Source organism: Modestobacter sp. SYSU DS0290 (assembly GCF_054050955.1).
Genome location: NZ_JBJHAI010000001.1, coordinates 395224 through 421667 on the forward strand (window position 1 = coordinate 395224; position 26444 = coordinate 421667).

Here is a 26444-nt window from a genome sequence, read left to right on the forward strand (position 1 = left end):
GACCACGGTCAGGACAGCGTGCTCAGCGCGGACTCGACCAGGTCACCGAGCGCGGCGAGCACCGACCCGCCGGTGACCACCTGGTAGAGCACCGCGGCGAACGCGCACGCCGCCACCGTGCCGACCGCGTACTCGGCGGTGCTCATCCCCTCCTCCCCCGGCTCCCGCAGCGCCGACCAGCGCCGGCGCAGCGCCGCCGCCACCCCTCCACCGGGCCGTCCCCCGTCGTCCTGCGCGCTCATCTCGCTCCCTCCCGCGAGCCGCCCCTCGGCCCGTCGACCCGACCCTCCCGGCGCGTCCGCCCGCCGCCCAGGTGGCAGGTGGAGTTGTGGAGAGGAGGTCCGGTTGTGGACACCGGCCGGCGAGCCGGGCACCGGCCGTGCCTCAGCCGAAGACGTCCGCGGCGATCCCCAGCACCAGGGGGACGACGCCCAGGCAAAGGAACGCCGGCAGGAAGCAGAGGCCGAGCGGGGCGAGCACCCACACCCCCGCCCGCCGGACGGCGGCGTCGACCCGGACCCGCTCCTCGCCGCGGAGGTCGACGGCCAGTCGCTGCAGCGCCGGGACCACGGACGAGCCGGACTCCCCAGCCCGCACCACCACCCGGGCCAGCGCGTCGACCGGTGATCCGACCCCGGCCCAGGCACGCTGCGGCGTCGCGCCCAGCCGGTGGAGCGCCGCCACCTGCTCCAGCCGGTCGCCCAACGGGCCGGGCACCGCCCCGGCGACCGCGGCCAGCGCCTCCCCCACCGGTGTCCCCGCGGCCAGGCACACCGCCAGGAGGTCGCAGGCCACCGGCAGGTCGGCGCGCTGCTGCGCGGTGTCGGTGCGTTCCGGGTCCGTTCCCGCCCGGCGCAGCACCCGGTCCAGCGCCACACCGGCCACCCCGGCCGCGACCGCGCCGGCCAGCCCGCCACCGAGCAGCGCGAAGACCGCCAGGGCACCCCCGGCCGCCTCGGCGCGGCGCCGCATCGGGCCGGGCGGGCTCCCGGCCGGCCGGCGCGACCGGCCGCCCGAGCCGTCCCCGGCTGGCCTGGCCAGCGCCCGGACCCGGGCCCGCCGGGCGGCGTCGGGCGGCACCCAGCACAGCAGCGCGGCCGCGAGCGCCACCGCGGCCGGCGCGGCGCCGGTCACCCGCGCACGACCCGGCCGACCAGCCGGGCCGACCAGGCCAGCCCGGCCACCTCCAGCCCCACCCCGACGACGAGCAGGACGGTGCCCGGCGTGGTGGTGGTCAGCACCCGCCACGGATCGGCCCCGACACCGGCGCCCATCAGCAGCCCGAGCACCGGCAGGCCCGCCAGCACGGTCGCGCTCGCCCGCGGCCCGGCCACCGCGGCGCGGAGCTCGGCCGCGGTGCGCAGCCGCGCCCGCAGGTCGTCCTCGACCGCACCGACGACGGCGGCGAGCGAGCACCCGGTGCGCAGGCTGAGCCGGACGGCCGCCGCCAGCCGCACCAGCGCCGGGCCGAGCGGGTCACCCGGCCGGAGCGGTGGCGGCTCGCCGAGCCGCAGCACCGGCTCCAGCGCCCGCGCCGTGACCCGGTCCGGGCAGCCGGCCGCCGCAGCACCGGCGGCCTCGGCGAGCGGGCGCCCGGAGCGGACCTCGGCGACCAGGACGCCCAGCGCCTCCGCCAGTGCGCGGGTGCGCCGTTCCTCCGCCTCCGCCTGCACCCGGCCGCGCACGACCCGCGCTGCGGCAGCAGCGCAGACCGCCGCCAGCGCTGCGACCACCGGCGTCGACAGCAGCAGTGCAGCGCTGCCCAGCACGACGGCCGGCCCGTACCGGACCGCCCACCGGTGCGCCGTCGTCCCGGGCCGGGGCAGGCGCCACCGCGGGCGAGACCCCGCCCCGAGCCGCTGCACCGCACCGGCCGCCGGCGGCCAGGCCAGCAGCGCCGCCGCCAGCACCACCAGGGCCGGCGCGCTCATCCGGGCACCCGGCAGCCGAGCAGGTCGGCCAGCTCCGTCCGCGCCGGACACCCCTCGCCGTCGGCCCGCCAGCCCGGCGCGACCTCGATCAGGTCGCCCCGCCGCCGGACGACGCCGAGCTCGTCGACGGCGCGCCCGGCCGGCCCGCGGCGGAGGTGGACGACCAGCCCGAGCGCGGCCGCCGCCTGGCTGTGCACCGCCGCCCGGTCCAGGCCCGCCGTGCTGCCGAGCGCCTCCAGCCGGGCGGGCAGGTCGGCCGCCCGGTTGACGTGCAGGGTGCCGCAGCCGCCGTCGTGACCGGTGTTCAGCGCGGCCAGCAGGTCGACCACCTCCCCGCCACGGACCTCGCCGACCACCAGCCGGTCCGGGCGCATCCGCAGCGCCTGCCGGACCAGGTCCCGCAGGGTGACCGCGCCGGCGCCCTCGACGTTGGGCGGCCGGGTCAGCAGGCGCACGACGTGCGGATGGCCGGGGGCGAGCTCGGGGGCGTCCTCGCACAGCACGATCCGCTCGGCGGGGTCCACCAGCCCCAGCAGCGCGGACAGCACGGTGGTCTTGCCGGTGCCGGTTCCGCCGGTGACCAGGAAGGCCGGCCGCCGGCGCACCGCCGCCCGCAGCAGGTCGGCGGCCGCGCCGGGGAAGGCGCCGCGCGCGTGCAGGTCGGCGAACGTGAGCACGGCCCGCCGCAGCACCCGGAGGGACAGGCAGGTGCTCCCGGCGGCGACCGGCGACAGCACCGCGTGCAGCCGGGTGCCGTCGGGCAGCCCGGCGTCGACCCAGGGTGCGGCGTCGTCCAGCCGCCGGCCCGCCGACGCGGCGAGCCGGACGGCGAGCCGACGCACCGCGGCCTCGTCGGCGAACCGGACGTCGGCGCGCTCCAGGCCACCGCCGCAGTCGACCCACACCTCGTCCGGCCCGTTGACCAGCACGTCGGTGACCCCCGGGCGGCGCAGCAGCGGTTCGAGCACCCCGGCGCCGGCCAGCTCGTCGGTGGCCAGCCGGACGGCGTCCAGCACCGCCCGGTCGCCGAGCAGGCCGCCGCTCTCCTCGCGGACCAGCGCGGCGACGGCTGCGGCCCCGGGTGCACCGGCAGCCGCGCCGCTGGCCAGCCGGGACCGGACCCGGTCGATGAGCGGGGTGGTCGCCGCGGCGGTCACGCCGCACGCCCGGGCAGCCGGCCGAGCAGCTGACGGCTGACCAGGCCCAGCGGGGCACGCGCGGCCACCGAGGGCGGCTCGCCGCGCTCGCTGCGCACCACGGCGGCCCGGTCGGTGCCCAGCTCGGCGAAGACCGGCCGGCCCGCCACGTCGGCGACCTCCGCCCGGGTGAGCCCTCCGGGCACCGGCCGGCTCACCAGCAGGGCGGCGGACCAGGCGCCGGCCGGCGCGCCCAGCAGCGTCCGGGCGGCAGCCGCGGCCCGGAGCCGGGCCGGCACGACCAGCACGGCGAGGTCGGCGGCGGCCAGCACCTGCTCGGTGGCGGCGTCGCGCGCGGGCAGGTCGACGACCACGCCCAGACCGCTGTCCCGCGACCCGCAGGCCACCGCCAGGAGCGCGTCGGGGGGCACCGGCTGCGGGTGGTCGCGGGAGGCGGACAGGACCGCGACGCCGTGCGCCTCGGGCAGAGCGGCCACCAGGGCCGCGCCGGACACCCGGCCGCTCAGCCCGGACAGCTCGGGCCAGCGGAGCCCGGGCGCACGCTCGGCACCCAGCAGCAGGTCCAGCCCGCCCGCCCAGCCGTCGCCGTCGACCAGCAGCACCTCGTCGGCTCCGGTGGCCGGCGCGGCCACGGCGAGGGCGGCCGCCAGCGTGCTCGCCCCGGCCCCGCCGCAGGCGCCGCCGACCACGGCCAGCCAGCCGGGCCGGGCGGGGGCGCGGACCGCCGCCGCGGCGCGCTCCAGCAACCACGCCTCGTCCCGGGGCAGCACCACCACCCGCTCGGCGCCCAGCTCCACCGCCGCGGCCCACACCTCGGGCGCGGGTTCGCTGCCGGTCACCACCAGCAGGCCCGGTCGCCGGGGCAGCGAGCGGACCGGTGCACTGTCGAGCAGGTCACCTCCGACCAGCACCAGCGGGGCGTCGCGGGCGGCGCGGCGCAGCGCCGGGCCGCCGCTGGTCAGCTCGGCGGTGGCACCGGCGGCGGCGAGCACCCCCAGCAGGTCGTCGAGGAGCGTCTCGTCGGTGCTGGCGACGACGGGGCGGCAGTCGGACGGGAGGGCGCCGGCGCGGCGCGGGGGAACAGGCACCGGACCAGCGCATCGGCACCGGAGCCGGGACGGAAGTCGCGGCGGCGAACTGTGGATGACCCCTCGGGGTGTGGACGGCGGTGCACCTGGACAGCAGGACTGCCGATCCCCTTACCGTGTGGGATGTGACCCGCGCTGCGGCGTTCTTCGACCTGGACAAGACGGTCATCGCGAAGTCCAGCACCCTGGCCTTCGGACGACCGTTCTTCCAGGGTGGGCTGATCAACCGTCGGGCGGTCCTCAAGGGCGCCTACGCGCAGTTCGTCTTCTCCCTCGCCGGCGCCGATGCCGACCAGATGGAGCGCATGCGCCGCCAGATCACCGCGATGACCACCGGGTGGGACGTCGCCGTGGTGCACGACATCGTCCGGGAGACGCTGCACGAGATCGTCGACCCGCTGATCTACGCCGAGGCCGCCGACCTGATCGAGGCGCACCGGGCCGCCGGCCGGGAGATCGTCATCGTCTCCAGCAGCGGGGCGGAGATGGTCGGCCCGATCGGCGAGATGCTCGGCGTCGACCGGGTGGTGGCCACCCGGATGGTGACCGTCGACGGCCGGTACACCGGCGAGATCGACTTCTACGCCTACGGGGAGCACAAGGCCGCCGCCATGCGGGAGATCGCCGCGGAACAGGGCTGGGACCTCGCGGACTGCTTCGCCTACAGCGACTCGGTCACCGACCTGCCGATGCTCGAGGCGGTCGGCCACCCCACGGCCGTCAACCCCGACCGGGGCCTGCGCCGGGCCGCCACCGAGCGCGGCTGGCCGGTGCTGGAGTTCACCCGCCCGGTGACGCTGCGCTCGCGCTTCGGCGGGCGGACGCCGGTCGTGACCGGGGTCGGGGTCGGCGTCAGCGCTGCGGTGGCGGGGCTGGCCTGGTACGCCCGCCGGCGGGCGCTGCGCGCGCTCTCGCCCGAGGCGGACGCACTGCCGCTGGCATCGCCGCCGGCCGGTCGCGGCCGGCGGCGCGGCGCCTGACGCCTGGCTCAGCGACCCGCCCGACCGCGCAGCTCCTCGAACGCACCGCGCAGCCGGCCGGCGCGCTCGGTCAGTTGATCCGCCACCTGGTCGGTCAGCGTCCGGACGGCGGAGACGGGCTGGAACGCCCGGGCGGCTGCGGTCAGCGACTCCTGCTCGCCGGGCGCCAGCTCCAGCTCCGCGGCGGCCACGTTCGACTCCAGCTGCTCGACGCTGGATGCCCCGGGGATCACCACGACCTGCGGCAGACCCAGCAGCCAGGCGAGCGCGACCTGGGCGGGCGTGGCGTCGTGCGCGTCGGCCACCTCGCGGAGCAGGTCCAGCAGCGGCTGGGCACGCTGCAGGTTCTCGCTGCCGAACAGCGGGTTCATCGCCCGGACGCCGCCGGGGCGGTGGTCGGCGGAGTACCGGCCGCCGAGCAGTCCCTGGGCCAGCGGGCTGTAGGCGATCACGACGCGCTGCTCGCGCTCGGCGAAGGGGACCATGTCCGCGAGTGGGCCGGAGTGGGCCAGGGAGAACTGCACCTGGTTGCTGACCACCGGGGAACCGAGCGCCCGGTCGGCGGCCTGCCAGCGCGCCAGCGAGTAGTTGGAGACCCCGACCGCGCCGATCAGGCCCTCCTCCTGCAGGGTCCGCAGCCCGGGCATGGTCACCGAGTCGGGCACCACGGGGTTGGCCTGGTGCACCTGGTAGAGCGGGATCCGGTCCAGCTGCAGCCGGGCGGCGCTCCCGGTCGCCCGGTTGCGCACCACGGGCGGGAACGGTGCGACGGGGAAGACCTTGCTGGCCACCACGACCTCGTTCCGCCGCTCCCCCAGCGCCTCGGCGAGGATCCGCTCGCTGCGGCCGAAGCCGTAGACCTCGGCGGTGTCGAAGAACGTGACGCCCAGGTCCAGGGCACGCCGGACGATGTCGGCGGCCGCCCCGCCGGCGTAGGCGTCGCCGTAGCCCCACTCCCGGGAGCCGAACTGCCAGGTGCCCAGCCCGATCCGGCTGACCCGTCCGAGCCCGGCGACGTCGAGGAAGCGCATCGGTCCAGTGTCGCGGTCACCACGGCCGGGCACCACCGGACCGGCCGACGGCGCCGTCAGCCGCGCAGCAGGCTCTCGCAGATCGCCAGGCCCTCGGTGGCCCCGAGCTCGGTGGCCCGGCAGCAGTGCACCAGCCAGCCGGCGACGCCGTCCGGACCGCCGGAGCGGTACCCCGCCACCGCGGCCGCGTACGCCGCGGCGCCCAGCTCGGCGAAGCCCACCTCGGGCACCGAGACCGCCTTCGGGTCCAGCCCCCGGGTGATGCCGACCAGCCGTCCGGCGGCGCGGGCCACCACGCCGTCCTGGGTGCCGAACGGACTGAGCGCGACCAGCTCGCCGTGCACGATCGCGGCGAGCACCACCGCCGGCACCGTCGTCGCCCCGGTGACCAGGGAGAAGAGCGCACCCAGCCGGGCGCCGGCCGCGCCGCTGGGCCGGCCGAGCTGCTCGCGGTCGGTGAGGTCGGCCGCGGCCAGCACGTGCAGCCGGGCCAGCACCTGGCCCGGCGCACGCTCCCAGGTCTCCACCATCGACCCCAGCCCCACCGACACCCGCAGCGAGCCCTGCACGACCGGGTCGCTCACCTCCCCGGCGCGGACGGCGGGCAGCGGGACGTCGACGCCCTCCAGCGCCGCCGACGCCCGGGCCCCGCGCAGCGCCGACTCGGCGCTCACCCCCGCCGACTCCCGCCGCAGCACCCGGTGGCCGAGCAGCCGGTCGACCGCGGCCCGGGCGCCCTCCGCCGCAGCGGTCACCCCCGGCAGCTCGAGCAGCGGGGCCAGCGGATCGGGGCCGGTCGGGCGGGTGGCGGGCGCGGCGGCGCGGCCGGCACCGGGGCGCAGCGGGATCGTCACGCCGACGACGGTACGAGTCACCCTCCGGCGCGGGTCAGAGCGGGCGGCCCACCGTGCGGTCGACGTGATCGGGGACGGCCACGCCCTCGTCGTCCCCGGTGGTGACCGTGCCGGTGGGCTCGAACATCAGGATCGACCCGCCGGGCGAGGAGGGCTTGTGCTCGGTGCCCCGCGGGACCACGAAGGTGTCGCCGCGCTCCAGCTGCACGGTCACCTCCGAGCCGTCGGGCTGCCGGACGGCGACGTCGAAGCGGCCGTCCAGGACGAGGAAGAACTCGTCGGTGTCCTCGTGGACGTGCCAGACGTGCTCACCGAGGGTGTGCGCGATCCGGACGTCGTAGTCGTTGACCCGGGCGACGATGCGTGGGCTGTAGACGTCGGTGAAGCCGGCGAGGGCGGCGGTGACGTTGACGGGTTCCGCGGGGGTCATGCCGCCAGGATGCCGCGCCCGGGGGCCGGGCGGGTGCCCCTAGGCTCCTGTGCGATGGCCGGCCCGCTGACTCTCCTCCTCGTCCGGCACGGCCAGAGCGAGTGGAACGCCGCCGGCCTGATGCAGGGCCAGACGCCGCACGTGCCGCTCACCGCCCTCGGGCACCAGCAGGCGGCGGCCGCCGCCGCCGAGCTGACCGCGCTCCGCACCGCCGGCACCGGACCGGGGGCCCTGGTCTCCAGCGACCTGCTGCGCGCGGTGCAGACCGCCGAGCACTGCGCCGCCGCCACCGGACTGCCGGTCACCACGACCCCGGAGCTGCGCGAGCAGGGCTACGGCGTGCTGGAGGGCCGCCCGTCCCGCGAGCTGTGGGACGTCGTCGACTGGACCGACGTGCACTGGTCCGCCGAGGGCGGGGAGAGCCTGGCGCAGCTGCACGCCCGGGTGGCGACCTTCCTCGCTCGGCTGGCCGCCGACCCACCGGCGGAGGTGGTCGCGCTGGTCACCCACGGCGACACGATCCGGGCCGCGCAGGCGGTCGCCGCCGGGCTGGGACCGGCGGAGATGCCGGTGGTCACCCCGCACAACGGCACGGTGACCCGGCTGGAGCTGGCCCGATGAGCCGGGTGCTGGTGCTGGGCGGCTCGCGCTCGGGCAAGTCGGCGCACGCCGAGCAGCTGCTGGACGACTGGGCCGAGGTCACCTACCTGGCCACCTCGTCGAGCGTGCCGGACGACGCGGAGTGGGCGGCACGGGTCGCCGCCCACCGGGCCCGCCGTCCGGCCGGGTGGACGACGGTGGAGACCACCGCCCCCTCGGAGCTGGTGCGCGCTGGCGCCGTCCTGGTCGACAGCGTGACCACCTGGGTGGCGGCGCTGATGGACGAGTCGGGCGTGTGGGATGCCGTCGACGGCGGCGGCGCGCACGCGGCCGGAGGGGCCGGCGACGCCGAGGCCGCGCTGGCCCGGCTCACCGACCGCTGCGACGCCCTGGTCAACAACTGGGTGATGACCCCGGCGCACGTGGTCGCGGTCAGCGACGAGGTCGGCCTGGGCGTGGTCCCCGAGACCCGCGCCGGGCGGCTCTTCCGCGACACCCTGGGCACGGTGAACCAGCGGCTGGCCGCCACCGCCGACGAGGTGTGGTTCGTCGTCGCGGGGCTGCCGCAGCGGCTGCGATGAGCCGCCGCTGGTGGTCCGGCCTGGTCGAGGCGTTCTCCCTGCTCAGCGCGGTGCGCACGCCGCCGGTCGACTCGGTGCGGGGCGCACTGCCCTGGGCCCCGCTGGTCGGGCTGGTGCTCGGCGGGGTGGCCACCGCGGTCGCCTGGGCCGGTGCGCAGGCCGCGAGCCCCCTGGTGGGTGCGGTGCTCGGGGTCGCCGTCCTGGCGCTGCTCACCCGCGGGCTGCACCTGGACGGGCTGGCCGACACCGCCGACGGGCTGGGCCCGCTGCGCGGGCGGGAGAAGGCGCTGGCGGTGATGCGCTCGGGCGACGTCGGCCCGTTCGGCGTCGCCACCCTCGTGCTCACTCTCCTGCTGCAGGTGGCGACCCTGGCCCAGCTGCTCACGCTGGACGGCGGCTGGCTCGCCCTGCCCGCCGCAACGGTGACCGCACGGCTGGCGATGGCCCGCACCGGGCTGCCGGGGGTACCGATCGCCGAGGGGTCCTCGCTGGGCCGGGCGGTGGCCGGCACCGTCTCCCGCGGGTGGCTGGCCGGGGCGGCGCTGCTCACCGCCGCGGCCGTGGCCGGGAGCGGATGGCTGCTGCGCGCAGACGCCCCCGTCGCCGCGCTCGTGCTGGTCGCCGCCGTCGCCGCCGGGCTGGGCTCGTCGGAGGCACTCCTCACCCGCGCCCGCACCCGGCTGGGTGGGGTCAACGGCGACGTGATGGGCGCGATGGGCGAGGTGGCCACGACGGCGACCCTGCTCACCGCGGCGCTGCTGCTGGCCTGACCCTCACCCCCCGGCGACGGACTGCACCACCATCACCTCCGCGCCGGCTGGGACGACCGTGGCCAGCCCGCGCAGCCGGCGCACCTCGTCACCGTCGACGTAGACGTTCACGTGCCGGCGCAGCGCCCCGGTCTCGTCCCGCACCCGCCGGTCGAACACCGGGTGCTCCGCGGCCAGCGCATCGAGCACCGCGGCCACCGTCGCGCCGGTGGGGAGGTCGAGCGGCACCGAGGACCGCCCGCCGGTGCAGTCCGCCAGCAGCCGCGGCAGCAGCACCCGCACGGTCACGGCAGCACCGCGGCGCGTACGCACAGCACGTCGGGCAGGTGGCCGGCGACCTGGGTGAACGACTCCCCCGCGTCGGCGCTGGCGTACACCTCCCCGCCCCGGGTGCCCAGGTAGACGCCCACCGGGTCACCGGCGTCCACGCAGGCGGCGTCGCGCAGCACCGCGTTGTACTCGTCGGTGGGCAGGCCGCCGTCCAGCCGCTGCCAGGTCTCCCCCGCGTCGTCGCTGCGGTGCACCGCCAGGCGCCCGTCCGGCGGGATCCGCTGCCCGTCGGCGACCAGCGGCACCACCCAGATCCGCCCACCCCGGCGCGGATCGGCCAGCATCACGAAGCCGAAGTCCGAGGGCAGCCCGTCGGCGATCGAGGTCCACGTGTCGCCGTCGTCGTCGGAGCGGTGCACGCCGTGGTGGTTCTGCGCGTACAGCCGCCGTGGATCGGCGGCGTCCCGGGCGATCTTGTGCACGCACTGGCCGAACTCCGGCGCCGGCCCAGGCAGGAAGTACGCCGAGATGCCCGCGTTGCGTGGCTGCCACGAGACCCCGCCGTCCCGCGTGCGGTAGACGCCGCCGGTGCTCATCGCGACGTGCACCGTGCCGTCGGGCCCGGGGACGACGGAGTGCGCCGCCGCCCCGCCGTAGCCGGCGCCCCACTCGGCGCGGTGCGGGTGGTCCCACAGCCCGTGGCACAGCTCGAAGTGCGCGCCGCCGTCCTCGGAGCGCCACACGGAGATCGGCTCGCAACCGGCCCACACCACCCCGGGCCGGTCGGCGGTGTCCGGGTGCAGCTGCCAGACCCGCTCGAGGGCGGTCCCGGCGTCGGCCGGGAACCGGATCGCGCCGGCCTCGGGCTCGGTCCAGGTCTGCCCGAGGTCGTCGGAGTGGAGGACGGTCGGGCCGAAGTGCTCCGAGCGGACGCCGAGCAGCACCCGGGTGCGGCCGTCGCGGGTGTCGATGCCGATGCTCGGCACCTCGGTCATCAGGAAGTGCGGTGCGGAGAGGGACCAGCTGCGCCGGTCGTCACTCGTCGCGAGCCAGAGCCCCTTGCGGGTGCCGATCGCCAGCAGAGTCGTCGCCATGCACCAGTAGACCGCCGGGCACCGACGAACTCATCGGCTAGCGGGCTGCCGATCGGTCCGCGGAACGTCGCGCCCACCACCGCTGCGCAGCGCCCTTGACGAGCCAGCCGAGCGAGAGCACGACCAGGATGATCCACAGCCGTGGCCAGCCGGTCGCCCGGTAGACCGCCTCCTGGACGACGTAGGTGACGGCGAACACCGCGGCGAACCAGCCCAGCTCGACCGCCGGACCCCCCGCCGCGCCACCAGAACGCTTGCCTCGATCAGCCATGCCCCACCCTCCCACCGCCCCGTTCCGCCGAGCTGGCCATCGTGGCGGACACGAGGGGTCAGGCGCGGGCCTGGGCGGGTGTCTCCCCGCCCTCCAGGTCACCCTCGGTGTCCAGGTAGGCCTGCTGCAGCTCCGCCAGCAGCGCCGGGTCGGGCTCGGCCCACATCTTCCGGTCCACCGCCTCCAGCAGCCGCTCGGCGATGGCGTGCAGCGCCCAGGGGTTCGACTGCTCCATGAACGCCCGGTTCTCCGGGTCGAGCACGTAGGTCTCGGTGAGCTTCTCGTACATCCAGTCGGCCACCACGCCGGTGGTGGCGTCGTAGCCGAACAGGTAGTCGACGGTCGCGGCCAGCTCGAAGGCGCCCTTGTAGCCGTGCCGGCGCATCGCGGCCAGCCACTTGGGGTTGACCACCCGGGCACGGAAGACCCGGGAGGTCTCCTCGGTCAGCGACCGGGTGCGCACCTGCTCGGGCCGGGTGGAGTCGCCGATGTAGGCCTCCGGCGCCTTGCCGGTGAGCGCGCGGACGGTGGCGACCATCCCGCCGTGGTACTGGAAGTAGTCGTCGGAGTCGGCGATGTCGTGCTCGCGGGTGTCGACGTTCTTCGCCGCCACCGCGATCCTCTTGTAGGCCGCCTCCATGTCCGGCCGGGCCTCGACGCCGTCCAGGTCGCGGCCGTAGGCGTAGCCGCCCCACACCGCGTACACCTCGGCGAGGTCGGCGTCGCCCCGCCAGTTGCGGGAGTCGATCAGCGACAGCAGCCCGGCCCCGTAGGCGCCCGGCTTGGAGCCGAAGACCCGGGCGGTGGCCCGCCGCCGGTCCCCGTGGGTCGCCTGGTCGGCGTCGACGTGGGCCTTCACGAAGTTCTCCTCGTCGGGCTCCTCCAGCGAGGCGACCAGGGTGACGGCGTCGTCGAGCATGGTGACCACGTGCGGGAAGGCGTCCCGGAAGAAGCCGGAGATGCGCACCGTGACGTCGATCCGCGGCCGGCCCAGCTCGTCGAGGTCGATCGGCTCCAGCGAGGTGACCCGCCGGGACGCCTCGTCCCACACCGGGCGGACGCCGAGCAGCGCGAGCACCTCGGCGACGTCGTCGCCGGCGGTGCGCATCGCCGAGGTGCCCCACACCGAGAGCCCCACCGAGCGCGGGAACTCCCCGTCGTGGTCGGCGCGGTACCGCTCGACCAGCGAGTCGGCCATCGCCTGCCCGGTCTCCCAGGCCAGCCGCGAGGGGACCGCGCGCGGGTCGACGGAGTAGAAGTTCCGCCCGGTCGGCAGCACGTTGACCAGCCCGCGCAGCGGCGACCCCGAGGGTCCGGCCGGCACGTACCCGCCGTCCAGGGCGTGCAGGGTCATGTCCAGCTCGTCGGTCGTGCGCGCCAGCCGGGGCACCACCTCGGCGACGGCGAACCGCAGCACCTCGGCCACGGCCTCGTCGTCGGAGCCGAGCACCTCGCGGACGACGGGGTCGACGGCGTCGGCGGTCCAGCCGGCGGCCTCCATGCCCTCGACGAGCGCCTCGGCCAGCGCCTCGACCCGGTCGGTCTCCTTGAGCCCGGCCGTGCCGTCCTCGGTCAGCCCCAGCGCCTGCCGCAGCCCGGGCAGCGCGACCTGGCCGCCCCAGATCTGCCGGGCGCGGAGCATGGCCAGCACCAGGTCGATCCGGTTCTGCCCGGTGGGCGGCGCGCCGAGCACGTGCAGGCCGTCGCGGATCTGGGAGTCCTTGACCTCGCAGAGCCAGCCGTCGACGTGCAGGATCATCTCGTCGAAGTGGTCGTCCTCGGGCCGTTCGTGCAGGCCCAGGTCGTGGTCGAGCTTGGCCGCCTGCATCAGCGTCCAGATCTGCTGCCGGACGGCGGGCAGCTTCGCCGGGTCCATCGCGGCGATGTTGGCGTGCTCGTCGAGCAGCTGCTCCAGCCGGGCGATATCGCCGTAGGAGTCGGCGCGGGCCATCGGCGGCACCATGTGGTCGACCAGGGTGGCGTGCGCCCGGCGCTTGGCCTGGGTGCCCTCGCCCGGGTCGTTGACCAGGAACGGGTACACCAGCGGCAGGTCGCCGATGGCGGCGTCGGGGGCGCACGCGGCCGACAGCCCGACGGTCTTGCCCGGCAGCCACTCCATGTTGCCGTGCTTGCCGACGTGCACCATCGCGTGGGCGCCGAAGACGCTGCGCAGCCACCAGTAGGCGGCGAGGTAGTGGTGCGAGGGCGGCAGGTCCGGGTCGTGGTAGATCGCGATCGGGTTGGCCCCGAAGCCACGCGGCGGCTGGACCATCACCACCACGTTCCCGGCGCGCAGCGCGGCGAAGACGATCGAGTCGTCGTCCACGTAGAGCGAGCCGGGCGCCTCCCCCCAGTGCTCGACCACCGCGTCGCGCAGCTCCTCGGGGAGGGTGGCGAAGTGGCGCCGGTACTCGGCGGCGGGGATGCGCACCGGGTTGCCGGACAGCTGCTCCTCGGTCAGCCAGTCCTCGTCCTGCCCGCCGGCGGCGATCAGCGCGTGCACCAGCGCGTCGCCGTCCAGATCGGCGACGCCGGGCAGCGCGTCGGGCCCGTCGAACGGGCCGACGTCGTACCCCTGGCCGTGCATCGCGGCGAGCAGCCGCACGGTGGAGGCCGGGGTGTCCAGGCCGACGGCGTTGCCGATCCGGGCGTGCTTGGTCGGGTAGGCGCTCAGCATGACCACGATGCGGCGCTCGGCCGGCGGGGTGTGCCGCAGCCGGGCGTGCGCCACCGCGGTGCCGGCGACCCGGGCGGCGCGCTCGGGGTCGGCGACGTAGGAGGTCAGCCCGTCGGCGTCGGTCTCCTTGAAGGAGAACGGCACGCTGATCAGCCGGCCGTCGAACTCCGGGATCGCCACCTGGTTGCCGACGTCGAGCGGGGAGAGCCCGTCGTCGTCGGCGGCCCACTCGGCGCGCGAGCGGGTCAGGCACAGCCCCTGGACGACGGGGACGTCCAGCGCCGCGAGCTGGCCGACGTCCCAGGCGCCGTCGTCCCCGCCGGCCTGCGCGGTCGCGGGCCGCGAGCCGCCGGCGGCGAGCACGGTGACCACCAGGGCGTCGGCGGTGCGGAGCACCTCGAGCAGGTCGTCGGGGACGCTGCGCAGGCTGGCGGTGAACACCGGCAGCGCACGTCCGCCGGCGTCCTCGATCGCGGTGCACAGGTCCTCGACGAAGCCGGTGTTCCCGGACAGCTGGTGCGCCCGGTAGTAGAGGACGGCGACGACCGGCCCCTCGGTCACGGTCGAGGAACGCTCCAGGACGCCCCACTCCGGTGCCACCGACGGCGGCTCGAAGCCCTCGCCGTCCAGCAGCACCGTGTCGGCGAGGAAGCGGTGCAGCTGGGTGAGGTTCTCCGGGCCGCCCTGCGCGAGGTAGCCGTGCGCCTCCGTGGCCACCCCCATCGGGACGGTGGAGAGCTCCATCAGCTCGGCGTCGGGCACCTGCTCGCCGCCCAGCACGAGCACGGGGACGCCGGAGGTCAGCAGCGGGCTGAGCATCTCCTCGTAGTGCCGGCGCACACCGAGGATGCGCACCACGACCAGGTCGCTGCCGGCGGCCAGTTCGGTCATGCCGTCGGCGCCGAGGCGGGACGGGTTGCCCAGCCGCCACGCGGCCGCGGCGGACCGGGCGCTCAGCAGGTCGGTGTCGCTGGTGGACAGGAGCGTGAACGTGCGCACAGATGCCTCCTCGGGGTCCGCGCCCCGGGTCGTCGGACACGGCAGCCGGAGTGTCTGGCTCGCCCCCGCCCAGCAGCGCGGCGAGGGGTCACAGTGGCGGGACCGCGCCGGACTCGCACCGGCTTCCTGCGCACTGCCGTGATGTGCGGCAGACGCTACCGGCACCCGGGGGCGGGCACGGGCAGCGGAACCCGCTGGACACCCCGGCGACGATGGCCCCCGTGCACCCCGAGGCCCCGGCGTACAGCGCGGACGTCGCCACCGCGTCCTGGATCCGGCCGCGGCTCGCCCCTGGCATCGGGCTCGTGGGCAGCGTCGTCCCCACCGGGTTCGAGGCGTACGCCCGGCTGCTGCACCCGGTGGACGTCGGCGACCGGCTGGTGCCCTGGCGCGAGGTCGCCGCGGCGACCGGCCGCACCGTGCACCCGCTGGTCCAGTGGCACCGGCTGGTCGGCTCCGACGACCCGCTGGACGGGCAGGGCGGCGACTGGACCGACGGCCGGCCCGAGGAGGGCAACCTCGACCCGCAGCACCTGACCGAACTGCTCGACGTCCTGGCCGGGCACACCACCACCCCGGACGAGTGCTGGTTCTGCCTCTGGGAGGGCTACGCCTGGGTGGACACGCGGCGGGGGGGTCATCGGCTACCACCCCAGCGCCGGGCGGTCCGAGCCCGAGCCTCCGGCGTTCACCCCCGAGGAGCTGGCCGGCCCGCGGGTGCGGCACCCGTTGGGCCGTGACCACCTGCTGCTGCGCGGACCGCTCGGCTCGGCCCGGTTCATCGGCGATCAGGTGACCGCCGAGTGGTTCATCCCTCAGTCCCCGAACCTGTGGTGGCCGGCCGACCGCTCCTGGTGCGTCGGGACGGAGATCGACTTCGACTCCACGCTGGTCGCCGGCAGCCGGGCACTCGTCGACGAGTTGCTGGCCCACCCGGTGCTCGAGGCACTGGAGGTGCACCCGGAGGGCTCGCTCACCTGGGACGCCGACGAGATCAACTGACGTGGCCGAGCCGACGTCAGTGCGTGCGGGCGACCCGGCGGCGGGTGAGCAGCCAGTGCAGGCCGACGCCGAGCGCCGCGCCGGTGCTGTTGGTGAGGACGTCGACCAGGGACGGGTACCGCGCCGGCAGGAACAGCGCCTGGCTGAGCTCGATCGCCACCGACCCGGCGACGCAGCCGAGCCACACCGCCCAGCGGGGCACGCGGGGCAGCGACCAGCACAGCAGCAGTGCCAGCGGGACGAACAGCAGCACGTTCCCACCGCGCTCGACGAGCCAGGCCGCGTCCGGCCAGGACAGGCCGGTGGCGTTCCGCACAGCGCGGGTGATCGGGCCGGAGAACCGGCCCATCGGGGTGGGGCGCAGCGTGACGAACGCCCCGAGTGCCAGGTAAGCGGCGAGCAGGCCGCGCGCCGCCCGCGGCCCTGGGCCGGGAGTACGGGCCGGCCGGTCCGCCACCGGGTGCTGCGTCAGCCGACGGAGACGAGGTCGATGACGAAGACCAGGGTCGACCCGCCGGGGATCGGCCCCTGGTCCTGCTCGCCGTACCCCAGCTCGCTGGGGATGGTGACCACGCGCCGGCCACCGACCTGCATCCCCTCGATGCCCTGCTCGAAGCCGTCGATGACCGCGCCCCGGCCGAGCGGCACCGGGAACGTGACGTCCTCCCCGCTCTCCCAGGAGGAGTCGAACTCCTCGCCGTTCTCGTAGAAGGCGCCGACGTACTTGACCTCGGCTGTCGTCCCCTCGGTCGCCTCGGCCCCGTCACCGACGACGACGTCGTCGATCACCAGCTCCGCGGGGGCCGGCTCCTCGGCGGCCGGGATGTCGGGGGCCTCGGAGAGGTCGCTGCTGATCCCGGGGGCCGCGCCGGCCGACTCGTCGTCACCGCCGCAGGCGGACAGCGACAGGCCGAGGGCGAGGAAGGCGGCGGGGACGGTGCGGCGGAGCATCGGCGGAGTTCTCCCGGGGCAGGCGGCCGCGCGGCGGATCCGCCCGCGGGGGCCGCGGGTCTGCACCCGTGGGTGCCGTCCCTAGCGACCGGCCCATCGTAGGTCGGGCGCGGGCCGGCGCCGGTGTTCGTGCAGACGTCACGCCGGGTGCCTGCGCCGTTCATCCGGACGAGCGGAGGCTGGAACGGCACGCCGCGCGCCGACCCCGAGGTGGTGAGCCGGTGGACCCCGTGAGTTCCTCCCGGATGACGATCGTCGCGGTGCTCTGCGCCACGACGTTCTTCCTGGCCCTGACCCTGCTCGAAGCCGTGCCGGAGATCCCGGTCGACATCGACGCCAAGCCCTTCTTCATCCCGGTTGCCCTCGCCGCCCTCGTCCCGCTGGGCCGGCCGGTGTTCGCGGTCGCCCTCGGCGCGATGGGCGGGGAGTTCCTCCGCGACATGCTCGAGGGGTACGAGATCGACGACGTCATCGGCGCCGTCGGCTACGTCGTCGCCTTCGCCGCGGCGGGGTACCTGGTCGGCGACCGGCCGCTCAGCAAGGTCCGGCTGACCGTCGCCGCGCTGGCGGCCGGCGCGCTGCACGCGGTGATCGAGGCCTCGTCGCTGGTGCTGTTCGACTCCGAGCTGTTCAGCATCGCGGTCTACAGCGCCATCGGGAACACCCTCGCCGACGGCCTGCTGCTCGGGGTCTTCCCGCTGCTCGGCCTGGTGCCGCTGCTGTACGGGCGGATCGACCGCTACCTGGGCTTCGAACCGCGCGGCCTGGCCCGGCACGCCGACCTGGTGCCCCAGGTCCCCCGGGCCCGGATCGAGCCGATGGAGGAGGCGACCCGATGAGCATCCGCGTGGCGGACCTGACGTTCCACTACCCGGCCAGCGACCTGCCGGCGCTCGACGGGGTGTCCCTGGACATCGCCCACGGCGAGGTGGTCGGCCTGGTCGGCCCACCCGGCGCCGGGAAGACCACCCTCTGCCTGGCCATGGCCGGCCTGGTGCCCGGGGTGACCGGTGGCCGGCTGACCGGCGAGGTCCACGTCGTCGGGGAGGACGGCGACGACGGCGCCCCCGCCGGCATCGTCTTCGAGGACCCAGGTGGCCAGCTCACCCAGCTCCGGGTGCTGTCGGAGGTGGCCGATCCGCTGCGCACCCGCGGCCTCACCCCCGCCGACGCCGAGACCGAGGCCCGGCGGCTGCTCGACTCCGTCGGCCTGCCCGGCGAGGAGCTCGCCCAGCGCTGGGTCTGGGAGCTCTCGGAAGGCCAGCAGGTGCTGCTCGCACTGGCCGCCACCCTCGCCACCCGCCCGCAGGTGCTGGTCCTGGACACCGTGATGGGCCACCTGGACCCGACCCACCGCGCCGAGCTGCTGCGCGTCGTCCGGGCGGAGTCCGGCCGGCGCACCGTCGTCCTCGTCGAGCAGGACGCCGGCGTGCTGCTCGACCTGGCCGCCCGGCTGGTGGTGCTCGCCGACGGCGCGGTGGTGGCCGACGGGCCGCTCGCCGAGCTCCTGGCCGACGACGACGTCCGGGCGCTCGCGGACCTGGACGCACCGCTCGCCCTGCGGGCGGCCCGGCGCCTGGAGCTCCCGGAGGCGCCGCTCACCACGGAGCACTTCACCGACCTGCTGCGCCGGACCCGGGTCCCGCACGCCCCGCCGTCACCGAACGGCGGCGCGACCGCCCCGGCGCCACCGTGGGCCGGGGAGCCGCCGCGGATCCAGGTGCGGGACGTCGACTTCGCCTACCCGGACCGTTCGCCGGCCCTCCGCGGGGTCTCGCTGCAGGTGTGCCCGGGTGAGGTGCACGCGGTGATGGGCCCGACCGGCGCGGGGAAGAGCACGCTGGTCCGGCTGCTGGCCGGGCTGCTGCGCCCGGTCGCCGGCCGCGTCGTCGTCGACGACCAGGACACCCGCGACGTGCACCCGGCCGACCTGGCGCTGCGGGTCGCCACCCTGCCGCAGGGCGCCGCGCAGAGCCTGTCCCGGCGCCGGGTGCGCGAGGAGATCGCGCTGTCGTTGCGCCGCCGCAAGCGGACCGGGGAGCTGGACGCCCGGGTCGAGATCGCCCGCCGGCTGGTCGGCCTGCCGGCCGACCTGCTCGACGCCGACCCGATCCTGCTGCCCAGCGCGCACCGGCGGCTGGTGGCGCTCGCGGCGGCACTCGTCGTCGAGCCGAGCGTCGTGGTGCTCGACGCGCCGTTCTCCGGGCTGGGCCCGGAGGCCCGGCACCGGCTGGTCGCCACGGTCCGGGAGCTGCGCCGCCGAGGCACCGCGGTGCTGCTCACCGAGCACGACGTGGACTCCGTCGCCGAGGTCGCCGACACCGTCACCGTGCTCGACCACGGGGCGATCGCGCTGCAGGGCCCGGTCCGGGAGGTGTTCGGCACCCGGCACCACGAGCAGCTCACCCTGCGGCGGCTGGACCTGCCGCAGGCCGGCGTGCTGGCCCGGTCGGTCGGGCTCGAGGCGCTCACCCTCGACGACCTGGTGACCGCGCTCTCGGCCGCACCGCCGTCGGCAGGCCCGCCGTCGGCGGCCACGGTGCCCGCGTCCGCCGTCCTGGGGAGGGACGCCTGATGGCCTCGCAGGTGCCCGTGCTCTACGTCAACCGGGACACCGTCGTCGACCGGCGGGACCCGCGGGTGAAGATGCTGCTGCTGGTGCTGCTGTTCGCCTTCGTCTTCATCGCCCCCGACCCGCAGTGGATGCTCGTCCCGGTGGTCGCCGGGCTGCTGACCGCGGTGCTGGCACACACCCCGTGGCGGTGGCTGCTGGCACTGTGGGCGATCCACATCCCGACCTTCGTCGCGCTGGTCCTCATCGGCGGCTGGGGCTCGGTGACCGCCGGGGACTGGGGCGGGCTGGCCGAAGCGGCCAGCGCCGAGCTGCGGCTCATCCTGGCCTGGACCGGCGCCATCCTGGTCAGCGTCAGCCTGTTCTCCGCGATCGACCCGGACGACACCGCCCGCGGGCTGCGGGGGATCGGGCTGCCGGCCCAGGCGGCGTTCGCCGTGGGGCTGTCCTACCGGCTGCTCTACACGACGCTGACCGAGGCGATCCAGACCAGCGACCACCTGCGGCTGCGCGGCATCCGGCTGGAGGTACGGCACCCCGTCCAGTTCATCCGCGACGCACTGCAGGTGTCCCTGCCGGTGCTGTTCGCGGTGGTGCGCCGCGGGCCGACGCTGATGGCGACCATGCGCATGCGCGGCTTCGCCAGCGATCCGCAGCTCGGCCGGCCCGGAGTTGCCGACGTCGCCCTGCTGGCCGTGGCGATCGGCGTGGTGGTCGCCGCGGGGCTGGCCCGCTGGGGTCCGCTCTCCGACGTGCTGACCTGATCCCGGGTCCAGGTCACGGGGTCCGGTCGGGAGGGGCGCGGCTTCGCCTGGCAGGACACCCGCCGGGCCACTAGCTTTCCGGCAACGTCCGTGACGGCTGGGGGTCCAGCAGTGTCCACATCGATCATCGTCGGGCTCGACGGCAGCGACGCCAGCGGACGGGCGGCGGACGCCGCCGCGGACGCGGCCCGCCGGCACGAACTGCGCATCGTGCTCGCCTGCGTCGTTCCCTGGTCGCCCTACTCGTTCTCCACGGCGGAGGAGAACGAACGGCGCGCGATCGAGAAGGAACGCGAGGCCAGGGCGGCCCGGGAACGGGTGCTGGACCCGGCGACCGCCCGGCTCACCGCCGCCGGCGACCTGGCAGTGGAGGGCGTCGTCCGGCACGGGCACCCCGCCGAGACGCTGGTCGCTCTCGCCCGCGAGCACGACGCCGCCTGGATCATCGTCGGCCGGGTCGGGCAGAGCCGGGTCCGCACGCTGCTGTTCGGCTCCACCCCCAGCAGCCTCATCCAGCTCTCCCCCGTCCCCGTCCTGGTGGTGCCGTGATGACGACCCCCTCCGCCGACGTGCTGGCCGCCTCCTTCGACGAGCAGGTCGACAACGTCTTCGCGCCGATCTCCGACGTCATCACCTCGATCGTCTTCTTCGCCGTCCCGCTGGACTTCATCGACGAGGGCGTGGAGCTGCCGCTGATCGTCGTCTGGCTCGTGGTGGCGGGGATCTTCTTCACCATCTACCTGCGCGGCTTCCAGTTCCGCGCGTTCGGGCACGCGATCAGGCTGGTCAAGGGCGACTACAACGACCCGAAGGACGCCGGGGAGGTCACCCACTTCCAGGCGCTGGCCACCGCCGTCTCCGGCACCGTCGGGCTGGGCAACATCGCCGGCGTCGCCGTCGCGATCTCCCTCGGCGGGCCGGGGGCCACCCTCTGGATGATCGTCGCCGGGCTGGTCGGCATGTGCACCAAGGGCGTCGAGTGCACGCTCGGGGTGAAGTACCGCAACGTCTACCCCGACGGCCGGGTCTCCGGCGGGCCGATGTACTACCTGAGCAAGGGCCTGGCCGAGAAGGGCATGGGCACGTTCGGCAAGGTCCTGGCCGTCGCGTTCTGCGTCTTCACCCTGGGCGGCGCAGTCGGCGGCGGCAACATGTTCCAGTCCAACCAGGCGTTCAGCCAGGCCCGGTCGGTGACCGGCGGCGAGGACGGCTGGCTGGGATTCGGCGCCGCGGGTGCGGTCTTCGGCCTGGTGCTCGCCCTGCTGGTCGGAGCGGTGATCATCGGCGGGATCCGCAGCATCGCCCGGGTCACCGACAAGATCGTCCCGTTCATGGCGGTCTTCTACGTGATCGCCTGCCTGGCCGTGCTGTTCTCCAACCTGACCGAGATCCCCGGCGCGCTGTGGGCGATCGTCTCGCAGGCGTTCAGCCCGGAGGCCGGGTTCGGCGGCATCGTCGGCGTGCTCATCCAGGGCTTCCGCCGGGCGGCGTTCAGCAACGAGGCCGGGCTGGGGTCCGCGGCCATCGCGCACTCCGCGGTGAAGACCCACGAGCCGGCGACCGAGGGGCACGTCGCGGTGCTCGAGCCGTTCGTCGACACCGTCGTCATCTGCACCATGACGGCGCTGGCGATCGTGATCACCGGCACCTACGCCGACGACGCGAGCGCAGCCGGCGTGCAGACCACCTCGGCGGCGTTCGCGACCGTCGCCTCCTGGTTCCCCTACGTGCTCGCGGTGGCGGTCATCCTCTTCGCCTACTCGACGATGCTCGCCTGGAGCTACTACGGGCTGAAGGCCGCGACGTACCTGTTCGGGGAGTCGATGGTCGTCGACCGCACGTGGAAGGTGATCTTCTGCGTCTTCGTCGTCATCGGCGCCTCGTCGACGCTGGACGCGGTGATCGGCTTCTCCGACAGCATGATCTTCGCGATGTCGCTGGCGAACATCATCGGGCTCTACATCATGGCCGGGGTGGTGAAGCGGGAGCTGTTCGGCTACCGGAAGCGGCTGGCCGAGGGCAAGGTGCTGCCCTTCGCGGAGCGGGGGGTCACCCGGCCCGCCCCCGGCGGCAGCACGGCCGCCAGCACGGGCCTGGACGGGACCAACCCGACCCTGCCCCCCACGGCCGACCCGCACTGACCGCGGCGGCGTCCCGGGTCCCCCGAGACGCAGCGGGGGCGCGTCCCGGGTGGGAACGCGCCCCCTCGGTGCGGTGCCTGGTCAGGCCGCGCCGAGCGCGTCGGCCATCCGGTGGTGGACGCGGGCCTCGTCCGCGCGGCTCTGCCGCTCCAGCGTGCGGGCGAGCGCGCGGCGGGCCCACCCGTTGGCCGGCGCGATCTCCACCAGGCGGGCCAGCGACTCCTCGGCGCGGGCCAGCTGGGCGGCGCCGTAGTAGCTGCGGGCGAGCAGCTCCAGCGCTGCCTGGTTGCCCGGTTCCGCGTCCACCACCGGCTCCAGCACGCGGGCGGCCTCGGTGGGCTGCCCCATGGCGAAGAACAGGTCGGCGCGCAGGTACTCGGAGTGCAGGTCGATCTCGAACGGCTGGGTCATGACGCTCCTTCCGGCCGGTCGAACACCGGGCCCCGGCCATCACTTCCCCACCACGCTGCGCACCGGATCCATCACGCCACGAACGAGATAGGGCGCATGGCCAACGTCATCTTCTCCATCTGCGCCGGCCTGGTGCTGCTCACCCTGGGCGCCTACGGCCGGGTCAGCGGCACCCTGCCCGAGGACTCGCCCTACCGGACCGGGCGACCGGCCACCGACGAGGACGACGACACCGGCCAGGAGCTGCCCACCAGCCCGGCGGAGGTCGCCGCCGAGCGGGCCATGCGCGACGCGGAGCTCGCCGTCGTGCAGCACCGGGCCACCCCGGAGCAGCAGCGCCGGGTGACCGCGATGGCCCAGGTGCGCACCCGCGCCGACCGCCGCCGCGTCTGGACGGAGATGGACGGTCGCGCCCTGCGGTGACCAGCCGCCCTGCCGGACAGGCCCCCGACTGTCCGGCAGGGCCCCGCATCCGGGGAAGTAGCCTCGCCCTCGCCATGTCCTCCCTCGCCGCGTCCTCCCCCGCCGCGTCCTCCGCGCAGACCACCGTCTCCCCGTCCGGCCCCGGGCCGGCGCGGGACCGGGCCGACGCCTGCCCCGGCGCCCTGCAGACCCATGCCGCCGCCGACGGTGAGCTGGCCCGGGTACGCGTCCCCGGCGGCGCGCTGACCGCGGGGCAGCTGCGCACGCTGGCCGCCGCCGCCCGCGACCTCGGCGACGGGCACCTGGAGCTGACCAGCCGCGGCAACCTCCAGCTGCGCGGCCTGGCTCCCGGCGCCGGGACCGAGCTGGGCGAGCGGCTGGCCGTGGTGGGGCTGCTGCCCAGCGACACCCACGAACGGGTGCGCAACGTGCTGGCCAGCGGGCTGTCCGGCCGGCGGGGCGGGCACCTCGACGTCCGCCCCTGGGTGCGGTCCTTCGATGCGGCACTGCTGGCCGACCCCGCGCTCGCCGAGCTGCCCGGCCGGTTCCTGGTCGCCTTCGACGACGGCCGCGGCGACGTCGCGGGGCTGGGCGCCGACGTCGCCCTGCTCGCGCTCGCCCCCGACGTCGTCGCCCTGCTGCTCGGCGGCACCGACTCCGGCGTCCGCGCGCGGCCCGGGGACGCCGTCGCCCTGGCCCTGGCCGCCAGCGCGGCCTTCCTCGCCGAGCGGGCCGCCCAGGGCAGGACGGCCTGGCGGCTGGCCGAGCTGACCGACGGCTGGGCGCGGGTCGCCGAGCGGCTCACCGGCCGGCGGCCGGAGGCACCGGGCCGTGAGCGGGTCAGCGCGCCGGTGACCGGCCCGGCCGGGGTGCTGACCCAGGACGACGGCCGCAGCGCGCTGGCCGTGGTCGTGCCGCTGGGCCGGCTCGCGGCCGACCAGGCGGAGCTGCTCGCCGACCTGGCCCCCCAGGTCGAGGTCACCCCCTGGCGCACCGTCGTCGTCCCCGACCTGGCCGACGCCGCCCCGGCCGTCGACGCGCTGACCGCCGCCGGCCTGGTCACCGAGCCGGCCAGCCCGTGGCGGCTGGTGACCACCTGCGCCGGGCGCCCGGGCTGCGCGAGGTCACTGGCCGACGTGCGGGCCGACGCCACCGCCGCCGTCGTCGCCGGCACGCTGCCGGCCGACGGCGCCCGGCAGCACTGGGCCGGCTGCGCGCGCCGCTGCGGCCGCCCCACCGGCCGCGTGGTCGACGTCGTGGCGACGCCGACCGGTTACCTCATCGAGAAGGACTGATGTACTCCTACGAGCACGACGGCGCCGAGATCTACCGGCAGTCCTTCGCCACGATCCGCGCCGAGGCCGACCTCTCCGGGCTGCCCGCCGACGTCGCCCAGGTGACCGTGCGGATGATCCACGCCTGCGGCCAGGTGGACCTGGTGCAGGACGTGGCCTGGTCCGACGACGTGGTCGCGAGGGCCCGGGAGGCGCTGCACGCCGGCGCCCCGGTGCTGTGCGACGCCCAGATGGTCGCCTCCGGGATCACCCGCCGGCGGCTGCCGGCGGACAACGACGTCGTCTGCACGCTCAACGACCCGCGCACTCCCGAGCTGGCCCGCGAGCTGGGCACCACCCGGACCGCCGCGGCCATGCACCTGTGGGGCGACCGGCTCGACGGCGCCGTCGTCGCGATCGGCAACGCCCCGACCGCGCTGTTCCACCTGCTGGAGATGGTCCGCGACGGGGCTCCCCGGCCGGCCGCGGTGATCGGCATCCCGGTGGGCTTCATCGGCGCCGTGGAGTCCAAGGAGGCGCTGGCCGCCTCGGACCTGGACTTCCTCGTCGTCCGCGGCCGTCGCGGTGGCAGCGCGATCACCGCCGCCGCGGTCAACGCGATCGCGAGCACCGCCGAATGAGGGCAGGAATGACCACTTCTGCCCTGGTGGGCCCGTCGTGACCGGGCGGCTGTACGGGGTCGGGCTGGGGCCCGGCGACCCGGAACTGGTGACGGTCAAGGCGGCCCGGCTGATCGGCGCCGCCGACGTCGTCGCCTTCCACGCCGCCCAGCACGGCCGGTCCGTGGCCCGCGGACTGGCCGCGCCGTACCTGCGCGCGGGCCAGGTCGAGGAGCTGCTGGTCTACCCGGTGACCACCGGGACCACCGACCACCCCGGCGGCTACCAGGGCGCGATCGACGAGTTCTACGAGGCCGCCGCCGCGCGACTGGCCGCCCACCTGGACGCCGGCCGCGACGTCGTCGTCCTGGCCGAGGGCGACCCGTTCTTCTACGGCTCCTACATGCACATGCACAAGCGGCTGGCCCACCGGTACCCGACCGAGGTGGTGCCCGGCGTGACCAGCGTCAGCGGTGCCGCCGCGGTGCTCGGCCGGCCGCTGGTGGAGCGGGACGAGGTGCTCACCGTGCTGCCCGGCACGCTGCCCGCCGACGAGCTCGCCGAGTGGCTGGCGACCACCGACTCGGCCGCGGTGCTGAAGCTGGGCCGCACCTTCACCAACGTCCGCGAGGCGTTCGACGCCGCCGGCGTGCTCGACCGGGCGTGGTACGTCGAGCGGGCCACCACCGACCGGCAGCGGGTCGCCCCGCTGGCCGAGGTCGACCCGGGGACCGTCCCCTACTTCTCCCTGGCGCTGCTGCCCAGCGAGCTGACCGGGCCGGGCAACCACCCCGACCGGGCCGAGGAGGACGAGCCGCGGCGCGGCGAGGTCGTGGTGGTGGGCCTGGGCCCCGGGCAGCGCAGCTGGACGACGCCGGAGGTCGCCGAGGCGCTGGCCGCGGCCGACGACCTGGTCGGCTACGGCCCCTACCTGGACCGGGTGCCGGCCAACCCGCGGCAGACCCGCCACCCCAGCGACAACCGGGTGGAGGCCGAGCGCGCCGCCGCCGCCCTGCAGCTGGCCAGGGACGGACGCCGGGTGGCCGTGGTCTCCAGCGGCGACCCGGGCGTCTTCGCGATGGCGGCCGCCGTGCTCGAGGTGGCGGCCGAGGGCTTCCCCGACGTCGAGGTGCGGGTGCTGCCCGGGCTCACCGCCGCGCAGGCGGTGGCCTCGAAGGTCGGCGCCCCACTCGGGCACGACTTCGCGGTGATCAGCCTCTCCGACGTCCTCAAGCCCTGGGACGTCGTGCTGACCCGGCTGCGGGCCGCCGCCTCGGCCGACCTCGTGCTGGCGCTGTACAACCCGCGCTCCAAGGCCCGGCCGCACCAGCTGGCCGAGGCGCAGAAGGCGCTGCTGGACGTCCGCGACCCGGACACCGTGGTGGTCGTCGGCCGGGACGTCGGCGGGCCGGAGGAGGCCGTGCGGGTGACCACCCTGGCCGGGCTCGACCCGGAGACGGTCGACATGCGCTGCCTGCTGCTGATCGGCTCCACCCAGACCCGGGTGACGCCGTCGGGCCAGGTCTTCACCAGCCGCCGCCACCCGGGCTGAC

General features: G+C 76.0%; 30 protein-coding genes and 1 riboswitch. Of the genes, 15 read left to right on the forward strand and 15 right to left on the reverse strand.

Features of this window, described 5'->3' with window-relative positions:
• Nucleotides 1–8: 8 nt before the first annotated feature.
• The 5 genes from ACI795_RS01940 to ssd all read right to left on the reverse strand — a co-directional run bounded on the left by ACI795_RS01940 (nt 9) and on the right by ssd (nt 4176).
• Nucleotides 9–242 (reverse strand): DUF4244 domain-containing protein, encoded by a 234-nt coding sequence (locus tag ACI795_RS01940; protein ID WP_457073442.1) that lies wholly within the window; start codon nt 240–242, stop codon nt 9–11.
• Between the two features lie 142 nt (nt 243–384).
• Nucleotides 385–1134: a type II secretion system F family protein gene (locus ACI795_RS01945; RefSeq protein ID WP_457073443.1), complete on the reverse strand. Its 750-nt coding sequence runs from the start codon at nt 1132–1134 to the stop codon at nt 385–387.
• Nucleotides 1131–1931 (reverse strand): type II secretion system F family protein, encoded by an 801-nt coding sequence (locus ACI795_RS01950; protein WP_457073444.1) that lies wholly within the window; start codon nt 1929–1931, stop codon nt 1131–1133. The genes ACI795_RS01945 and ACI795_RS01950 overlap by 4 nt, the downstream gene beginning before the upstream one ends.
• Entirely contained in the window at nt 1928–3088 is a 1161-nt protein-coding gene (locus ACI795_RS01955; RefSeq protein WP_457073447.1) for a TadA family conjugal transfer-associated ATPase, read from the reverse strand. The genes ACI795_RS01950 and ACI795_RS01955 overlap by 4 nt, the downstream gene beginning before the upstream one ends.
• On the reverse strand, nt 3085–4176 hold the full coding sequence (gene ssd / locus ACI795_RS01960) for a septum site-determining protein Ssd (RefSeq protein WP_457073448.1): 1092 nt from the start codon (nt 4174–4176) through the stop codon (nt 3085–3087). The genes ACI795_RS01955 and ssd overlap by 4 nt, the downstream gene beginning before the upstream one ends.
• A gap of 125 nt (nt 4177–4301) precedes the next feature.
• Here ssd and ACI795_RS01965 point away from each other — a divergent pair, with 125 nt between their 5' ends.
• Nucleotides 4302–5156, forward strand: a complete 855-nt coding sequence (locus ACI795_RS01965) for an HAD family hydrolase (RefSeq protein ID WP_457073450.1) — start codon at nt 4302–4304, stop codon at nt 5154–5156.
• 8 nt (nt 5157–5164) lie between these two features.
• Here ACI795_RS01965 and ACI795_RS01970 read toward each other — a convergent pair whose 3' ends face one another.
• From ACI795_RS01970 to ACI795_RS01980, 3 genes are read right to left on the reverse strand one after another with little or no spacing between them, the layout of a single operon-like run.
• On the reverse strand, nt 5165–6187 hold the full coding sequence (locus ACI795_RS01970; protein ID WP_457073451.1) for an aldo/keto reductase: 1023 nt from the start codon (nt 6185–6187) through the stop codon (nt 5165–5167).
• A gap of 56 nt (nt 6188–6243) precedes the next feature.
• Nucleotides 6244–7041, reverse strand: coding sequence for an oxidoreductase (locus ACI795_RS01975; protein WP_457073452.1), 798 nt, complete (start codon nt 7039–7041; stop codon nt 6244–6246).
• Between the two features lie 34 nt (nt 7042–7075).
• Nucleotides 7076–7471 carry a cupin domain-containing protein gene (locus tag ACI795_RS01980; RefSeq protein WP_457073453.1) on the reverse strand — a complete coding sequence of 132 codons (396 nt, stop codon included), beginning with the start codon at nt 7469–7471 and terminating at the stop codon, nt 7076–7078.
• 54 nt (nt 7472–7525) lie between these two features.
• On the opposite strand from ACI795_RS01980, the gene ACI795_RS01985 reads away from it, so the two are divergent.
• Genes ACI795_RS01985 through ACI795_RS01995 form a run of 3 tightly spaced genes read left to right on the forward strand, consistent with a single transcriptional unit; the run spans nt 7526 to nt 9422 of the window.
• Nucleotides 7526–8092 carry a histidine phosphatase family protein gene (locus ACI795_RS01985; protein ID WP_457073455.1) on the forward strand — a complete coding sequence of 189 codons (567 nt, stop codon included), beginning with the start codon at nt 7526–7528 and terminating at the stop codon, nt 8090–8092.
• The gene (gene cobU / locus ACI795_RS01990; protein ID WP_457073456.1) at nt 8089–8652 is read left to right on the forward strand and encodes a bifunctional adenosylcobinamide kinase/adenosylcobinamide-phosphate guanylyltransferase; all 564 of its coding nucleotides are present in this window, start codon (nt 8089–8091) and stop codon (nt 8650–8652) included. The genes ACI795_RS01985 and cobU overlap by 4 nt, the downstream gene beginning before the upstream one ends.
• Nucleotides 8649–9422, forward strand: a complete 774-nt coding sequence (locus ACI795_RS01995) for an adenosylcobinamide-GDP ribazoletransferase (protein WP_457073458.1) — start codon at nt 8649–8651, stop codon at nt 9420–9422. The genes cobU and ACI795_RS01995 overlap by 4 nt, the downstream gene beginning before the upstream one ends.
• A 3-nt stretch (nt 9423–9425) precedes the next feature.
• Here the strand turns inward: ACI795_RS01995 and ACI795_RS02000 are convergent, their stop codons facing one another.
• From ACI795_RS02000 to cobN, 4 genes are read right to left on the reverse strand one after another with little or no spacing between them, the layout of a single operon-like run.
• On the reverse strand, nt 9426–9710 hold the full coding sequence (locus ACI795_RS02000) for a ubiquitin-like small modifier protein 1 (protein WP_457073459.1): 285 nt from the start codon (nt 9708–9710) through the stop codon (nt 9426–9428).
• Nucleotides 9707–10786 carry a WD40/YVTN/BNR-like repeat-containing protein gene (locus ACI795_RS02005; RefSeq protein ID WP_457073460.1) on the reverse strand — a complete coding sequence of 360 codons (1080 nt, stop codon included), beginning with the start codon at nt 10784–10786 and terminating at the stop codon, nt 9707–9709. Before ACI795_RS02005 ends, ACI795_RS02000 begins: the two co-directional genes overlap by 4 nt.
• 37 nt (nt 10787–10823) lie before the next feature.
• Nucleotides 10824–11057, reverse strand: a complete 234-nt coding sequence (locus ACI795_RS02010; RefSeq protein ID WP_457073461.1) for a hypothetical protein — start codon at nt 11055–11057, stop codon at nt 10824–10826.
• 58 nt (nt 11058–11115) lie between these two features.
• Entirely contained in the window at nt 11116–14733 is a 3618-nt protein-coding gene (cobN, locus tag ACI795_RS02015; protein ID WP_457073463.1) for a cobaltochelatase subunit CobN, read from the reverse strand.
• A 49-nt stretch (nt 14734–14782) separates the two neighbouring features.
• Nucleotides 14783–14861: riboswitch (cobalamin riboswitch) on the reverse strand.
• Nucleotides 14862–14954: 93 nt separating this feature from the next.
• Here cobN and ACI795_RS02020 point away from each other — a divergent pair.
• On the forward strand, nt 14955–15473 hold the full coding sequence (locus tag ACI795_RS02020) for a hypothetical protein (protein WP_457073465.1): 519 nt from the start codon (nt 14955–14957) through the stop codon (nt 15471–15473).
• On the forward strand, nt 15463–15735 hold the full coding sequence (locus ACI795_RS02025; protein WP_457073467.1) for a hypothetical protein: 273 nt from the start codon (nt 15463–15465) through the stop codon (nt 15733–15735). Before ACI795_RS02020 ends, ACI795_RS02025 begins: the two co-directional genes overlap by 11 nt.
• A gap of 16 nt (nt 15736–15751) precedes the next feature.
• Here ACI795_RS02025 and ACI795_RS02030 read toward each other — a convergent pair whose 3' ends face one another.
• Nucleotides 15752–16192, reverse strand: coding sequence for a VanZ family protein (locus ACI795_RS02030; protein WP_457073468.1), 441 nt, complete (start codon nt 16190–16192; stop codon nt 15752–15754).
• A gap of 11 nt (nt 16193–16203) precedes the next feature.
• Entirely contained in the window at nt 16204–16686 is a 483-nt protein-coding gene (locus ACI795_RS02035) for an FKBP-type peptidyl-prolyl cis-trans isomerase (protein WP_457073469.1), read from the reverse strand.
• A gap of 221 nt (nt 16687–16907) precedes the next feature.
• On the opposite strand from ACI795_RS02035, the gene ACI795_RS02040 reads away from it, so the two are divergent.
• The 5 genes from ACI795_RS02040 (at nt 16908) to ACI795_RS02060 (ending at nt 22163) form a co-directional block, all read left to right on the forward strand.
• On the forward strand, nt 16908–17525 hold the full coding sequence (locus ACI795_RS02040; protein WP_457073471.1) for a hypothetical protein: 618 nt from the start codon (nt 16908–16910) through the stop codon (nt 17523–17525).
• Nucleotides 17522–19261 (forward strand): ABC transporter ATP-binding protein, encoded by a 1740-nt coding sequence (locus ACI795_RS02045; RefSeq protein WP_457073473.1) that lies wholly within the window; start codon nt 17522–17524, stop codon nt 19259–19261. The genes ACI795_RS02040 and ACI795_RS02045 overlap by 4 nt, the downstream gene beginning before the upstream one ends.
• Nucleotides 19261–20022, forward strand: a complete 762-nt coding sequence (locus ACI795_RS02050; RefSeq protein ID WP_457073475.1) for an energy-coupling factor transporter transmembrane component T family protein — start codon at nt 19261–19263, stop codon at nt 20020–20022. The genes ACI795_RS02045 and ACI795_RS02050 overlap by 1 nt, the downstream gene beginning before the upstream one ends.
• A gap of 111 nt (nt 20023–20133) precedes the next feature.
• Nucleotides 20134–20571: a universal stress protein gene (locus ACI795_RS02055; RefSeq protein WP_457073476.1), complete on the forward strand. Its 438-nt coding sequence runs from the start codon at nt 20134–20136 to the stop codon at nt 20569–20571.
• The gene (locus ACI795_RS02060; protein ID WP_457073478.1) at nt 20571–22163 is read left to right on the forward strand and encodes an alanine/glycine:cation symporter family protein; all 1593 of its coding nucleotides are present in this window, start codon (nt 20571–20573) and stop codon (nt 22161–22163) included. Before ACI795_RS02055 ends, ACI795_RS02060 begins: the two co-directional genes overlap by 1 nt.
• An 81-nt stretch (nt 22164–22244) precedes the next feature.
• Here ACI795_RS02060 and ACI795_RS02065 read toward each other — a convergent pair whose 3' ends face one another.
• On the reverse strand, nt 22245–22574 hold the full coding sequence (locus tag ACI795_RS02065) for a tetratricopeptide repeat protein (RefSeq protein ID WP_457073479.1): 330 nt from the start codon (nt 22572–22574) through the stop codon (nt 22245–22247).
• 96 nt (nt 22575–22670) lie between these two features.
• On the opposite strand from ACI795_RS02065, the gene ACI795_RS02070 reads away from it, so the two are divergent.
• From ACI795_RS02070 to ACI795_RS02085, 4 genes are all read left to right on the forward strand, one after another.
• Complete coding sequence (locus ACI795_RS02070) at nt 22671–22997, forward strand: hypothetical protein (protein ID WP_457073480.1); 327 nt, start codon at nt 22671–22673, stop codon at nt 22995–22997.
• Nucleotides 22998–23071: 74 nt separating this feature from the next.
• Nucleotides 23072–24292 (forward strand): precorrin-3B synthase, encoded by a 1221-nt coding sequence (locus tag ACI795_RS02075; protein ID WP_457073482.1) that lies wholly within the window; start codon nt 23072–23074, stop codon nt 24290–24292.
• Complete coding sequence (locus ACI795_RS02080) at nt 24292–24912, forward strand: precorrin-8X methylmutase (RefSeq protein WP_457073483.1); 621 nt, start codon at nt 24292–24294, stop codon at nt 24910–24912. The genes ACI795_RS02075 and ACI795_RS02080 overlap by 1 nt, the downstream gene beginning before the upstream one ends.
• A 37-nt stretch (nt 24913–24949) precedes the next feature.
• Nucleotides 24950–26443 (forward strand): precorrin-2 C(20)-methyltransferase, encoded by a 1494-nt coding sequence (locus ACI795_RS02085; protein WP_457073484.1) that lies wholly within the window; start codon nt 24950–24952, stop codon nt 26441–26443.
• Nucleotide 26444 lies beyond the last annotated feature (1 nt).